The sequence below is a fragment of the Rhizobacter sp. OV335 genome (genome assembly GCF_900142965.1).
GTDB lineage: Bacteria > Pseudomonadota > Gammaproteobacteria > Burkholderiales > Burkholderiaceae_C > Rhizobacter.
On record NZ_FRCQ01000033.1, the window covers coordinates 1 to 13196 of the forward strand.

General features: G+C 65.1%; 11 protein-coding genes and 2 pseudogenes. 3 read left to right on the plus strand and 10 right to left on the minus strand.

The annotated features are described in order from the left end of the window. Together BUE42_RS26410 and BUE42_RS26415 are read right to left on the minus strand one after the other, a co-directional pair. A pseudogene (locus BUE42_RS26410) lies at positions 1-1772 on the minus strand (RHS repeat protein); the annotation flags it as partial. Between the two features lie 308 nt (positions 1773-2080). After that, on the minus strand, positions 2081-4297 hold the full coding sequence (locus tag BUE42_RS26415) for a M14 family zinc carboxypeptidase (RefSeq protein WP_143171773.1): 2217 nt from the start codon (positions 4295-4297) through the stop codon (positions 2081-2083). Positions 4298-4389: 92 nt separating this feature from the next. Between BUE42_RS26415 and BUE42_RS32640 the strand changes: the two genes are divergently transcribed. Further along, complete coding sequence (locus tag BUE42_RS32640) at positions 4390-4890, plus strand: hypothetical protein (protein ID WP_143171774.1); 501 nt, start codon at positions 4390-4392, stop codon at positions 4888-4890. Between the two features lie 7 nt (positions 4891-4897). On the opposite strand, the gene BUE42_RS26425 is transcribed toward BUE42_RS32640, so the two are convergent. The 4 genes and pseudogenes from BUE42_RS26425 to BUE42_RS26440 all read right to left on the minus strand — a co-directional run. Next, positions 4898-5542 carry a glutathione S-transferase family protein gene (locus BUE42_RS26425; RefSeq protein ID WP_073468279.1) on the minus strand — a complete coding sequence of 215 codons (645 nt, stop codon included), beginning with the start codon at positions 5540-5542 and terminating at the stop codon, positions 4898-4900. Between the two features lie 287 nt (positions 5543-5829). Next, entirely contained in the window at positions 5830-7524 is a 1695-nt protein-coding gene (locus BUE42_RS26430; protein WP_143171775.1) for a hypothetical protein, read from the minus strand. A gap of 26 nt (positions 7525-7550) precedes the next feature. Then, on the minus strand, positions 7551-8465 hold the full coding sequence (locus tag BUE42_RS26435) for a response regulator (protein WP_073468281.1): 915 nt from the start codon (positions 8463-8465) through the stop codon (positions 7551-7553). 22 nt (positions 8466-8487) lie between these two features. Further along, positions 8488-8715: pseudogene (locus BUE42_RS26440) on the minus strand (very short patch repair endonuclease); the annotation flags it as partial. Between the two features lie 257 nt (positions 8716-8972). Between BUE42_RS26440 and BUE42_RS32645 the strand changes: the two are divergent. Continuing rightward, the gene (locus tag BUE42_RS32645; RefSeq protein ID WP_143171776.1) at positions 8973-9158 is read left to right on the plus strand and encodes a hypothetical protein; all 186 of its coding nucleotides are present in this window, start codon (positions 8973-8975) and stop codon (positions 9156-9158) included. Positions 9159-9190: 32 nt separating this feature from the next. Here BUE42_RS32645 and BUE42_RS26445 read toward each other — a convergent pair whose 3' ends face one another. Then, entirely contained in the window at positions 9191-9787 is a 597-nt protein-coding gene (locus BUE42_RS26445; RefSeq protein WP_200799033.1) for an HNH endonuclease, read from the minus strand. Between the two features lie 272 nt (positions 9788-10059). Then, on the minus strand, positions 10060-10395 hold the full coding sequence (locus tag BUE42_RS26450; protein ID WP_073468282.1) for a hypothetical protein: 336 nt from the start codon (positions 10393-10395) through the stop codon (positions 10060-10062). Positions 10396-10544: 149 nt separating this feature from the next. On the opposite strand from BUE42_RS26450, the gene BUE42_RS26455 reads away from it, so the two are divergent. Further along, positions 10545-11750: a lipase family protein gene (locus tag BUE42_RS26455; protein WP_073468283.1), complete on the plus strand. Its 1206-nt coding sequence runs from the start codon at positions 10545-10547 to the stop codon at positions 11748-11750. Here BUE42_RS26455 and BUE42_RS26460 read toward each other — a convergent pair. After that, positions 11744-12817 carry an AI-2E family transporter gene (locus tag BUE42_RS26460; RefSeq protein ID WP_073468284.1) on the minus strand — a complete coding sequence of 358 codons (1074 nt, stop codon included), beginning with the start codon at positions 12815-12817 and terminating at the stop codon, positions 11744-11746. The two genes, BUE42_RS26455 and BUE42_RS26460, sit on opposite strands and share 7 nt — an antisense overlap. Beyond that, positions 12754-12975 carry a hypothetical protein gene (locus BUE42_RS32650; RefSeq protein ID WP_143171777.1) on the minus strand — a complete coding sequence of 74 codons (222 nt, stop codon included), beginning with the start codon at positions 12973-12975 and terminating at the stop codon, positions 12754-12756. The genes BUE42_RS26460 and BUE42_RS32650 overlap by 64 nt, the downstream gene beginning before the upstream one ends. Positions 12976-13196 lie beyond the last annotated feature (221 nt).

Here is a 13196-nt window from a genome sequence, read left to right on the forward strand (position 1 = left end):
TAGACGCTGATCGTGATCTGCCCGGGCTCGGCCACCTTGATCGGCAGGCTCCAGTCCGGATGCCACTGCGTGCTGGTCTTCAGCGCCCCTGCCGGCAGCGTGGCGTTCGTCGTGGTCACCGCTGTGCAGTCCTGGCCCTGGTTCAGCCCGGTGACCTGCGCAACTTTCAGATTGCGCGTCAGATCGTTCAGGTAGCAGCTTCGCTTGCCGTTGAAATCATCCCGGCTCGCGATGTTCCCGTTGGCGTCATAGGCCTGACTCCTGCTGCTCTGCAGGCTCCCCGCCCCCGCCGGCTGGGTCTGGCTGCTGAAGTAGTTCTTGCCGTTCAGGCTGAGCGCGCTCCAGTTCGTCACCTGCCCGCTCGGCTCGGTCATCACGATGCCTTGCGGCAGGATCCAGTCGTAGGTCCGCGCCACGTAGAGGCCCTCACGCTGCTCCGTCACCCGGATGCTCGGCGGTACCGCATAGCTCACCGCGTACTTGTCCACCCCGCCCGCATGCTCGGTGCTGATCGCTCTTCCTTCCGTGTCGTAGCCGAAGGTGGCGTAGCGCACGCCGCGCTCGTCGCTGACGCCGGTCAGCGCCCACCCCAGGTCGGCGCGCTCGTACAGCAGGGTCTTAGTCGTCCCGTTGTGCCAGGTGACGCTCGCAAGGTTGTTCTGGGCATCGAAGCCCAGCGTCGTCACCTGCCCGTTCGCATCGGTGATCGTGCTCATCCGCGTACTGCCCTCGGGCCCGGCGGTGTACGCGAAGTTCAGGCTGTGCCCGCGGTTGTCGCTCGCCTGGGTGAGCAGTCCTGCGCCGTCGTAGCTCAAGTTCACCTGCGTGCCGTCGGTCCAGGCCATCGCCGTCAACCGGCCCGTGCTCGTGTACGTCTCCTGCACGTTGCTCGTGCTGTCGTTGTAGACGTAGCCGCCGCCCGCCAGCGCGATGAATCGATCCGCGTTGCCCGGTTCGGCCGTCGGCGGCGTTGTTGCCGTGCTGGTCATCGTCCTGGAGATGCCGTTGCCACGGTCGAACACCGTCGGGTTGGGCAGCGAGGGCGCCGTGCCCGCACTCCTCGTTCCCAGGCTCACCTGTCGGTGCAGGTTGCTGAACCACAGCAGGCTGCCCAGCTTGCCGTAGCGCTGCACCTTGCCCGTCGGCCCCGAAGGAGGCGTCGTCCACACCTTCGGAATCTTGTCGCTGCTGTCGAAGGTGAACTGCAGCGTCGTGTTGCCCATCGCCAGCCCCGTGTCCACCACCTCGCGCTTCACGCCGCGCAGCGGGTAGATCGGGTTGCCCTTGCACACCTCGCACTCGGGGGGCGGCGGGCTCCATGCATAGGGCAGCAAGATCTCGTGGAGTTCGATCTCGCAGGCCTGCGTCGCCTCATTCCAGGCCAGCCCGTTCGGACACAGCGAGGCCCGATAGAAGTCCGGGTCTCGCGACGCCAACCACGCCGCGCCACTGCAACTCGTCTCGTAGTGAATGAACTGCCCGCCACTGTCGAACTGCGTCGCCGCGCGATAGCTGTCCAGCACGACCCTCAGCGCCGGCACATGCTGCACGCCTGCACCGTCCCAGCAGATGCCCGGCGCACCCAGGAACCCGCGCGCGAACGCCTCGTAGTTCGCCGGGATCTCCCCGAGCGTCTTCACGCAGCGCGGCAAGCTTCCCGAGTCCAGGGTGTTGCAGTACTGGTACGGCTGCGACTGCGGGACTTGAGCGAACACCGGCATCACGCACGCACACGCCAGCAGCGCCAGCAGGCGCCACATCTTCGAAGTCATTCACGTCCTCCCAAACCGTTCCGAGGGAGCCGCCCCAACGCAATGAGTCGGGCGGCCTTCAGCGCGACATCGCAGCTTCTACTGCGGGCTGCATCGATGTCGCGGCGGGCGGATTAGACACGAACGAAATGACGGAAACGAGTGCTTGTCGGGGTCTGACGACAGTTGTTGACGATCTGCAATTCGTTCACGAAACGTGAGGCTGCGTCATACCGGCGCGAATGATGCAGATCCATCGCATTTCAGCTGCGCGGCCCATCCGAATACGCGCAGGCCGGCAGGCTGGAAGCCTGCCGGCCCTTCACGACTTACCAGTTGAAGCCCAGCGTGTACTTCCCGCTGGTCGCGCCGGTGCCGCCGCTGTAGAACTTCACGCGCACATAGCGCGCCGACGCCGCAGTGTCGGTGTTGCTGACGCTCGCCGCATCGACGACGCCCGACCCCTTCTCGCTCGCGGCCAGCTGGGTGCCCGACGAGTTGTAGATGTAGAGGTCGTAGTCGCTCGACGCGTTGGGCGTCAGCGTGGCGGTCAGCGTCTTGCCGGCCGGCAGGTTGACGAGGAAGTAGTCACCATCGCTCGACGAGCCGATCGCGCCGTTCCACGTACCCACCGACGCCACTGCATTGGCGGTGCCGATGTTGTCATTCGGCTCGGTCTCGTTGTTGCCCGGCGTGACCACGCTCGCGATCTTCAGGAACTGCGCCGTCACCGGCCCCCATTGGCCCGACGACACCTTGGCGCGCACGAACACCAGGTGCTTGCCCAGCGACAAGCCTGTCGTGGCCAGCGTGCCGCTGAGCGACTCGGTGGTCTGGTTGAAGCTGCCGTCGGTGGCCGTCAGCGCAATGGCCGTGGCACCGGCCACCCACGGCGGGGTGTCGATGTAGGCCTCGCCGCCGGTCACGTTCAGCACGGGCTCGGTGCCGTTGCTCTGGTTGAAGCGCGTGTCGGTGGCCGATGCCGTCAGCGACACCGGCGTGCCGGCGAGCACGCCGCCGCCGCTGGCATCGCTGCCGAGCGCCACCGTGGTCACGTCGGCGCCGGCCGGCGTCTGGTACGGCGCGCGCACCACCTTGGCGGCGTAGATCAGCGCCGGCAGGTTCTTCGGCTTGGTCGTGCTGTTGTACGTGGTGCAGCTCTCGAAGAAGCTGGACCCCAGCTCGATCGTGTAGGCCGCCACGCCGAGCTCGCCATAGCTCGGGCCGTCGCTGGTGCCGTCGGTGGCGTACAGGCCGATCGACTGCTCCGGCGTGTAGCCGTTGAAGTACGCGAAGCGGCGGCCCAGCGTCTGCAGCGCGGTGGCGTTGGCCGTCGGCGTGCTCGTGGTGCCCCAGGGCCACAGCACCAGCTGGCTGTAGCTGTGCACGTCGATGTGGATGCCCGAGGTGTCGACCGGCGCGCCGTCACCGGGATTCGGGCCGCGGCGATCCGGGAAGATGCTGCGGATGTAGTTCTGCACCGCCTGCGTCTCGGGCTCGGAGCCGGCCGACGCGCCGCGGTAGGTGAGGTCGCACTGGCTGCCGCTGGAGCCCGAGCCCCCGGTGCTGTTCCAGCCGAACGTGAAGTTGCGGTTCAGGTCGGCACCGCGGGTGTTGCTGGTGGCGCCGCAGTAGGCGGTGTTGGTGTTCTTGCGCCACGAGAGCCCACCCTCGGCCTTCTTGCGGCCGTCGGGGTTGGTCTGCAGCAGCAGGTGCACCTCGTGGTGGTCGACGATCCAGGTCGCGTCGGGGTCGGTGCCGTAGCCGTTGAGCAGCCAGCGCGCGAACTCCAGGTTCAGCGGCGCGGTGGTGTATTCGCGGGCGTGAATGGCACTGTTGACGAACAGCTTGGGCTTGGTGCCGCCGATGGCACTGTTGGTGATCTTCAGCACCCGCATGTCGTAGCCGCCGGAGCCGACGGTCTTCTGCCAGGAGTCGCCGATGTCGATCCAGCTCGCGAGCGTCGGGTAGGTGGTGGTGAAGGCCGCCGCGGCGGTGAAGGTTTCTTCGACCGTCTCGTAGCAGGCGAAGCCGGGGATCGACTGGATGGTGGCGTCGCCGGCAGCGGCGCCGGTGATGCCGGTGCCGTCGGTGGACGCACCAGGTGCCGTGGTGCGGCTCTTGGCATCGGCGGCGGCCTGGATGGCGGCCAGGAAATCGTCGCGGCGCTGGATGAACTCGGGCGCGTTCTCGATGCGGAAGCCGAAGCTGCGCAGCGCGGCGATGTCGGCCGCATCGAGTTCGAGGACGAGGAAGCCTTGCTCGTAGTTGGATTCGAGCAGGTTGGCGTGGAAGGTGACGGCGGCCTTGCGCAGCATGGCTGCGTCGGGGTAGAAGGCCTTGTAGATGTTGGTGCGCTGCTTTTCCTGCTGTCGCAGCAGGCGCATCTCGGTGGCGGAGTCTTGAGGCGTGGCCACCTGGCCGGGCAGGCGCGCCGGGGTGGTGGGGCTGGACTGCGTGGACTGCGAGAAAGCTGACGGTACTGCGGAAACTGCAAGGAACAACGCGGCAATTGCCGCCCGCGGTTGCGGACGTACGTTGGTCATGGAACGCTCCCTGTGGTTTACGGTACCAGCCCAGCTGCGTGGGCTGGATCGGCGCGCGCTCTCGGCTGGGGATCGACCCATCGGAGCGCCGAATGATTCTGGGCGACTTCTCCCTGTTCGGCGATGGGAGTAACAAGATGAACAAGGTTATTTATTGGGTATTGGCAATGGCCGCGTGTTGCGGTAATTCGCGTGCGTGCGAAGGGGATGCCGCGCAATGGGCGCGCGACTTTGCTGCATTGCGAACAGTGCGCGGACACTTTGATGGTGGAAGCTGGGCAGCGGATGTGGACCGCTGGCAAGGGCGCAAGCATCGGCTGATGCAATGCCTGGCTGCTGGGTTGTCAACAGCGGGGACGCCGGTGGCGCAGGTGGTAGCGCGGATGGGGGAGCCGGATGCGCGGGTGGCGTGCCCGTCGGCGGCGTGCGACGGGGTGGTTCGGCTGATGGAAACGCGGGGGGAAGGCGAGCGGGTGGTGGCTGAAGGCACCCAGCTGTGGGTCTACCTGTGGCGCGGGCAGCACGATCGGTTGGTGTTCACCGTGCTCGCCGGCAAGGTATCTGACGTGGCGTGGGCGTATGCGCTGGAGTGACTCCGCGCTAGGCTGCCTCGACCCGGGCGCAGTACGACTCGAAGGTGCGCTTCCATGCGGAGCGGGCCAGGCATCGGTCGCGGTACGACACGAGCTTCGGATACGGCGCGATCAATGACGCGTCCTTGATGCCCGACGAGAGCACGTGCGCCATCAGGATGTCGGCGACGGTGAAGTTGTCTGTCGCGACGAACTCGCGGTTGGCGAACCAGCGCTCCAGGTTGCCCAGCATCCGGTTCACCCAGCCGACCAGGAACTGGCGGTGCTTGCCGCAGCTGCCATCGGCCGACCAGTCGAGCACCATCAGGCTGAGCAACGGCATCTCGACCGAGTTCATCGCGGCGAAGCACCAGCGCATCACCTGCGCCTCGCCGGCGCGGTCGGCGGGCATCAGGCGGCCAGACTTCTTGGCGAGGTGGACGACGATGGCGGCGGATTCGGACAGCAGCAGGCCGTCATCGTCGATCGACGGGATCTGCTCGAACGGGCTGAGCCGGCGATAGGCCTCGGTGTTCAGGTCGTGCGCGGGGTGGTCCATGCCGGCGATCTCGAACGGGATCTGCATCTCTTCGAGCGCCCACAGCACGCGCAGGTCACGGGTGTGGCCTCGGGCGCCGGCGTTGACTTTGGAGAAGCCGTAGAGCTTGAGCATGGAAGGTCCTTTGCTGAGTCCGACGTGCCGTGAAGGGTAGCGGCATCGCGATGTGGGATGCGCAAAACCTAGGGATAGTCTGCATAGCTGGTGATTCCGAGGGTTGCTGTCCCGCTAAAGCGGTAGAGACGCCCGGCACCGGGGCCGCGCTGGACCGTCTGCGCCTTTTGCTGCGACAGCGGACGCACTGCGGGCGCACCCATCCCTCGGCCACCAACTTTCTTCGCGCCATCCCCGAGTTCGGATCTGCGCAGTGGTCTTAGCAAGCCCTCAGGATCGAACCTTGGTTAGCTCTCTCGGATAAATACCTCGATCTCAACGCCGTCGAAGCTGTAGAGCGTCTTGCTGATTTGCTGTGCCAAAGAGGCGTCTACAGGTGAGGATTCGGTTGGCGCGTGTCGGGCAGCGACTATCCGGAGGACGTCGGCGCTGGACAGGCAGCCATGTACGGTGCGGGCGAATTCAGGCCATGAAACCCAGGCACTGCGCCTGTCGGCGCTCGCTTCGCCCGAAAAGCGAGCGGCGTGACGAGTCATCACGATCAGGACAGGTGGTCCGGACGACTTTGCCGATAGGTTCCTGATCCCCAACGCGGCCATTACCGTGCCTGAATCCCGGTTTGCAACCCATCCATGGACCCGGTCAACCCAGGTCCCGGCGCCCAACATGTTGCGCCGCCGGCTATCCCGTTCACGCAGGGACCGGGAAGACACGTCGTACCACTTGATCTGGACCAGCGCGACCGTGCCGTGGAGGTGGTCCACGATCGCGGCGTCGATGTCGGTGAGCACGCTGCCGTCTTGCCTCTTCAGCTTGAAACCTGATGGGGCGACCTCGTAGCGGGGCCCAGGAAATAGTGCCGCGAGTTCCTTGCGAAGCCGGTCCTCACGTGCGTCTACGGCCGTGTCCCAGTCCCTACGGTAGTGCCCGCGAAGGTGCCGGACCATGCCCACGAAAGGGTTCAGGAGCGCCGACATCGAGGGCACCAATGCAAAGTCCGGGCCGAGGTCCACGTAGAACGGGAAGGGGGTGTCGTAGTGTGACAACCACCCTGGGTTGGACTCCCCATCGAGCGTCATGGACCGCGTCGCCATGTCGGCCCACACAGGCTCGTACCCATTGGCGTGCCATCCGTGCGCGATATCACCGCGGGTGCGGTACAGCGTGAGCAGATTACGAAGGTCAAGATGCCTGTGCGTCGAGACGAGCCGTGTGCAGAACTCGAGGTGGCTTAGCGCCTGCGCTGCGACAAGCCGGCAGGCATCCTTCCATTGCCGGAATGTCCGCCCCCCGACCATCGCGTCGTCAGCGAGTGCCGTGGCTTCGGGCCACCAAGCCTCAAGCTGTCTGATGCGCTGTAGGCCGCGCTCCATCAGCGCTTCGTCGAAGGAGTAGCGGATAAACCATCCCCCGAGATCCGTGCTGGACCGCTCATCCAGTCGGCGCCTGATGCGCTTCAGTTGAGCGGCGCTCAGCGGTGCCAGCGCGCCCGTTGTCTTTAGCTGCTGCGCGATTAGCCAAAGTTCAGCGTGGCGATCAGCTGCCTCGGCGCGACCATGTTCAATTTCTATCGTTAACCGGCGCTCACCTTCGAACTTGGTCCTGCTCAATCCGTAGCGTTCCAGACTCGCGAGGCGATGGAGCGAGTGCAGGGTGCCACACCGCCAGAGGTAGTTGTCCATGTACTCCGTAAGCCGGTCGCTCGAAGGGCCCCACGGCATCGGACCGCTGCAAGAACCGACCTTGGCTAGCAATGGCTGCAGGGCCGGCGCGGCACCCATCAACATCTGGTGACGGGCGACGTCATGCTTCACCAGGTCCAATCGGTTCGGAGCCATCCGGAATGCGAACGCACACATGTCAAGCGTCCGGAATATTTCCGTGATCGCCTGGCGCTCGCAGCCTGCAACCGCCGTAGCGGCCGCTGCCTGGTTCTCGGCAATCAGTCGCCCGAGCAATTCGACCGCGCGTCCACCTTCCACGCACTTACCTCCCGGATGGGCCGTCGCTAGGTCTTCCCGAGCAACGTGAGGATTTCGTTCAGGGCAGCCCGCTGCGCGCGCAGTTGCTGCCTGAGCAGAAGTGTGCGTGCTGCGTCGAAGGCCTCCTCGACGTTGTCCTTGATTTCGAAAACTGGGAATCCGTCCACGTGTCTCTTGGGCTTTTGGTGCGCGAGTGCGTTCCGCCATTGCAGCAGATCCTTGATGCTGCCAATGCCCTCCTTGTACTGCTTCAGACCCTCGTGGTCCTTGCATAGGCTGACCGCCATATCCACCCGGCGGCTGCTATCAAATGACCGCGCCTTCACGAGTGTCTCGAAGTCCACAGGGTCAAGTTTGACGATGGCATCGATGAGCGCCTCGATCTCGCCGAAGTGGGCATGATCTCCCTCTTTGACGAGGACCTTGAGGCTCTTGACAACCGGACGCATCTTTTCCAGCAAGCGCTTGCACAACTCAACTTGCTTGCCGGCTTCAAAGCTGGCGTGCACTGCGCGAATCACGTCTGTCACTAAGTGGTCGAGGTCCGCTACGCCTGCCATAACGATGCCACGCATGTTCTCGACGTCCACCACCTTACGCACCGTCAGGTTGAAGACGTCTTTGATCTTCCTCAACAACTGTTCCGTAGGACGGCCGGAATAAAAGACCCCCTCCAAACCGCGATCGGCCGCTTCTTGGCGAAGCTTCGGCACGCCGCTGGCCGAATAAAAGATGACCTCTGTGAGGCAGTTCTGGTCGCGGATCTGCCGGATGACGTCGCTTCCATGCAGGTCACCGTTATCACCGTCGCCATCCGCGATGTTGTAGTCGATGATCAAGAGGTCGAATTGCGATCCATCGACTGCGGCCCTGATTTCCTCAGGTGACATTCGATACTCCAACTTGAGGTCAAAGCCTTGCGACTCGACGTACTCCTTCAAGTCGTCGGTTTCGAAGCTATCAAATGCGGCAATCTAAGTGGCCATGCCAGAAGCATCCGTGTACGAACACCACGGCCCGATACTTTGGGAACACCAAATCAGGCCGGCCAGGCAAGGCGGGAGCATGGAGCCGGTAACGGAGTCCCCGAGCGTGCAGCAAGCTCCGGAGGCGCAACTCTGGCTTGGTGTCCTTTCCGCGGATACGGGACATCCGCTCGGAGCGCTCGGCCGGGGTCAGGAAGTCAGTCATGGCACCTGCTACTGCTGGTCACTTTGCGCGGCCCCATTTCCTTGCCAGCATCCGCCAGAAACCTTGAGTGCAGGTCAACTGGTTGGAGGCAACGCCCTGTTTTCAGGGTATCCGAGATGCCGTATTGGCTGCGCTAAAGCCCCTTGTATGAGTTCAATCTCGAGCCATGCGCCCACACTCGGCAACGTCGTCGGGCGTCTCGACGTCCAGTCAAACTTGCATCATCATTCAGTCCTCGAAAGCCGAAGGAGAAGCGCATGGAGATTGACCTCTCACTCGATGAAGTTGAGATCCTAAGAGAGTGCCTGAACTACTCAAAATTGAACCTGAGAGAGGGGGCCGCTCCCGATGACATCAAGCGTCGGAAATTAGAACAGTTGGATGCTTTGCAGAAGAAGTTCAGCACTGTCATCCACCAGCCTCCTTTAAAAAGGGATTCGTAGCCGCGCGCAGGCCATGCCTCAATGAGGCTCAATCATTTCCGACGAGCAGTGCGAAGCGCCGAAACCTCCTCGACGCTCAACCAGGGCCTGCTCGCATGCACGACGCGGTGGCAGTTTGCGCACAATAGAGCCAGATCGTGAACGCTAGTTCGATGTCCCTCGACCAACGTATGGAGCGGCTTCGTATGGTGCACGTCGATGATGCCGCTGGCCGACGGCCCATACGCATCGATGAAGTCGAATCCGCACGCAGCGCAAGCCAGTCGCCCGGACTGCTTGAGGGCCATCGCCTTCACCTGCTCGACGAGCTTTCGGCTGCGTTCCCGTTGCCGATAAACGCGCGTGAGAATCCGCCCTTCTTCGGCATCCTGAATTCCGGGCTCGTCCTCCGCCAAATAGGCTGAGGCGTCGTCTCGACCTGAGATGCAACCTCGGATGGCCTGACTGACTTCGGTCAGCCGCTGCGGGTCGTTGGCAAAGAGCCGCCAAACAACTCCTTCGTCCCTGTTCCCTCGTCGCAGCCCGACCCTACCCTGCGCCGTATAGGTTGGATCGAACCGCCGGAAGTTCATCATCTTCATGTAGACGCCGGCGGGATTCCTGAACGTGCGCTTGTCGTCGAGCTGCACGGCTCGACCGAGTTCGTTCAAGATTGACGACAGCTCCTTGACCGCGGCACTGTTCTTAGAAGGAGGAGAGACGCGGTGTCGCAGGTACAAGTCCAACGCCAGGATCAACTCGTCCCTCGTCCACGCGGGATTGCGTGGAGCCCCCGGAGTTCCAATTGCCTTCGGCGCCTTTGCCATGTCCATCCCAGTGCCAATGTCGACGCGCATCGATCGTGCGCGATTCGAAGTCGCATTGTCTCGAACGAACGAGGATGGAGTCCATCACATTCGCGTCACAGCTTCGCGCCGACGCGCACCCACTCCCCCACCCGCTCCGCCTCTTCCGACAGCAACCGCAACGCCGTGACGCTCAAGCGCCTCAGCGAATCATGCCGAGACCGATCGATCAGAGGCGTGTGATCGTCCATGCGCAGCCAATCGTCGAACTCCGCGATCTCCAGCAGCGCTCGAACGCCATCGGCGACATCGATCGTCAGCCCGACTAGTCGATTCAAGTGACGCGCCTCGATGACCCGAGCGTCCGTCGACTCATCGGTCCACCGAAATTCCTCGAACTGCGAGGGAGAGGACGAGGGAGACTCCTCGTCGTCAGCGGCATTGATGCTCATGCGTATTGGCTCCAGAAGTTGAATGCGCGCGCGTGAAAAAGCCGCCAGTGGGCGGCCTCACGCGGGTATCTTCCGAGACGCCAATCTCGACCCAGGCTCTCGCCTGGGCGCGGCCAATGTAGCACGCACCCTGCCGCAGAATCGGCCTCATGCGCCATGTGCCACGACTCCTGCTGACTGCCCTGGCGACCGCGCTGCTGCTCGCGCTCTTGCTCGTCTTTGCAGCCTGGTACCTCACCCTCCCCACCACCCCCGACCCCTTCTACTCCGCCACCTACCGCATCCCCTTCCGCCCCGGCACGCTGCTGCGCCAGGAGCCCTTCACCCGCGGCGTGCCCGAAGGCGCCGTCGCGTGGCGCATCCTCCACGCCACCACGCGTGACGACGGCTCGCCCGCCCTCGCCAGCGCCATCGTGATGGTCGCGCGCAACGCGCCCGCCGGCCCGCGCCCGGTCGTCGCGTGGGCGCACGGCAGCACCGGCATCGTGCGCGGCTGCGCGCCCTCGCTGCTGGGCGATCCGTTCGCCCACGTGCCCGCGCTGCAGCCGCTGCTCGACCAGGGCTGGGTCTGGGTCGCCACCGACTACGTGGGCCTGGGCGCCGCCGGCATCCACCCCTACCTGGTCGGCACCGGCCAGGCCCGCTCCGCGCTCGATGCGGTGCGGGCCGCGCGGCAGATGGTGGGCGTGGCGCTGTCCGATCGCACCGTCGTTTGGGGCCATTCGCAAGGCGGCAACGCGGCCCTGTGGGCCGGCATGCTCGCGCCCCGCTACGCGCCCGACGTGCCGTTGGCTGGCATCGCCGCCCTCGCGCCGGGGAGCGACCTGCCGGCGCTGGTGGCCGCCGTGCAGCACACGCCGGTCGGCCGCATCACCTCGGCGTACCTGCTGCAGGCCTACAGCGACACGTATGGCGACGTGAAGTTCGATGACTACGCGCGCGGCTGGCCGGCGCTGATGGCGCGCGACATCGCGTCACGCTGCCTGGCGGGTGGCCGGGCCTGGTTCACTGCGGTCGAGGCGGCGGCTGTCGGCGGCAGCATCTTCTCCGCACCGCCTACGAGCGGGCCGTTGGGCCAGCGGCTCGCGGAGAACACGCCTGTCGGGCCGTGGACGCAGCCGGTGTTGATCGCGCAAGGGCTGGACGACGACCTGGTGCCGCCCGCGGTGCAATCGCGCTTCGTCGCAACACGCTGCCAGGCAGGGCGGGCGATCGACCACCGGCGCTACGCCGGGCGCGACCACGCCTCGCTGGTCGCGGCAGATTCACCGCTGACGAAAGACCTGCTCATGTGGACGCAATCCCGCTTCAGCCACCAAGCGCCGCACCCCGGCTGCCGAACCACCGATCAGTGAGCCGGCAGCCGCCTGCGCCACACCTCCAGCAACGCCACCCCCATCGCCAGCGCCAGCGGCCCGATCACCAGCCCCGTCGCGCCGAACGCCACCAGCCCGCCGACGATCGCGATGAAGGCCGGCAGCGTGTGCAGCCGCAGCTGCTTGCCGATCAGCACCGGGTACAGCAGGTTGTCGACCAGCGCGACGACGATCGATCCCCACAGCGTGAGGATCAGCGCCTTCTCCCAGCTGCCCTCCAGCAGCAGCAGCCCCGCCGCCGGGATCCACACGATGGCCGCGCCCAGCACCGGCAGGATGGACAGCACGAACATCACCAGCCCCCACAGCATCGGCGCCGGCAGCCCCAGCCACCAGAACATCAACCCGCCCAGCAGCCCCTGCAGCGCCGCGATCAACACCGTGCCCAGCACGCTGGCGCGCACCACCTCGGCCACGCGCTTGAAGATGCGGCTGGTCTCGCGCGCCGTCAGCGGCAGGACCGATCGCAGCCAGCGCAGCGCCAGCTCGCGGTCGCGCAGCAGGTAGAACAGCGCGAAGAAGGTCACCAGCAGCTGCACGCTGCCCCACATCGAGCCGGTCAGGAAGCCCTGCAGCCGCGGCGCGAGCTGCTTGGCCATCTCGTCGCTCGACGGCATCTGCTTCGTCGCCCACGCCACGGCGCGCGCCAGCGTCGGCCTGTCGCGCACCAGGTCGTCGACGCGCTGGCGCACCTCGTCGGACCGCAGGTGCTCCCAGCCCTCGCGCGCCTTTTCGACCATCACCGGGGCGATTGCCGCTGCCAGGACGAGCAGCACGGCCGCGAGCAGCGCCGTCGTCAGGCCGGCGCTCAGGTTCGGGCGGCGCACGCGGCGTGCAATGCGCCGGTGCAAGCCGTTCGCGACGATGGCCAGCGCCACCGCCCACACCAGCGCCGACACGAAGGGCTCGGTCATGCGCCAGCACAGCACCAGCACGATCAGCGTGATGACGGCGAGCGCGAACACCGAGACGCGGTTGCGGGTCAGGCCGGCTCGAGGCGGCGCATCAGCGGGGTCTTCGGGGGCATCGGCATCAAGGCTGTCCATTCAGGGGCGCGGGCAATCGGTGTTCCTGATGCGGGCTGGACCTGCCGCTCGCTCCGGAGTGGATGCATCCACATCAGTTCGCCGAGGTTGACTGAATTGATCTCCAGATCGCGGCGCAGGACTTCGTAGAGCTGTACGTTTTGCTCGAATGACGTCATCGATGTCTCCGGTGATCTCGTCGGGCTTGTTAAAAGAGTGGGGTGGTTTTTTTTAACACCGTGCGGGCATGGAGCGGGCCTTCGATACCTCAGGCTGAACGGGTCTTTGCAGTCGTGCAGTTGAAGTAGGCGACGAACCCTTCGACGGACGGGCCCTCGACCAGCTCGGTCCCTGCTCTCAAGAAACAGCACACTTCCGTTCGCCCTGAGCAGCGACCGAG

What these genes read in the sequence shown, in the direction of transcription:
- BUE42_RS26415 (WP_143171773.1), bottom strand. Translation starts at nt 4,297, where the DNA reads ATGACCAACGTACGTCCGCAACCGCGGGCGGCAATTGCCGCGTTGTTC.
- BUE42_RS32640 (WP_143171774.1), top strand. Translation starts at nt 4,390, where the DNA reads ATGATTCTGGGCGACTTCTCCCTGTTCGGCGATGGGAGTAACAAGATG.
- BUE42_RS26425 (WP_073468279.1), bottom strand. Translation starts at nt 5,542, where the DNA reads ATGCTCAAGCTCTACGGCTTCTCCAAAGTCAACGCCGGCGCCCGAGGC.
- BUE42_RS32645 (WP_143171776.1), top strand. Translation starts at nt 8,973, where the DNA reads ATGGAGATTGACCTCTCACTCGATGAAGTTGAGATCCTAAGAGAGTGC.
- BUE42_RS26450 (WP_073468282.1), bottom strand. Translation starts at nt 10,395, where the DNA reads ATGAGCATCAATGCCGCTGACGACGAGGAGTCTCCCTCGTCCTCTCCC.
- BUE42_RS26455 (WP_073468283.1), top strand. Translation starts at nt 10,545, where the DNA reads ATGCGCCATGTGCCACGACTCCTGCTGACTGCCCTGGCGACCGCGCTG.
- BUE42_RS26460 (WP_073468284.1), bottom strand. Translation starts at nt 12,817, where the DNA reads ATGGACAGCCTTGATGCCGATGCCCCCGAAGACCCCGCTGATGCGCCG.
- BUE42_RS32650 (WP_143171777.1), bottom strand. Translation starts at nt 12,975, where the DNA reads ATGACGTCATTCGAGCAAAACGTACAGCTCTACGAAGTCCTGCGCCGC.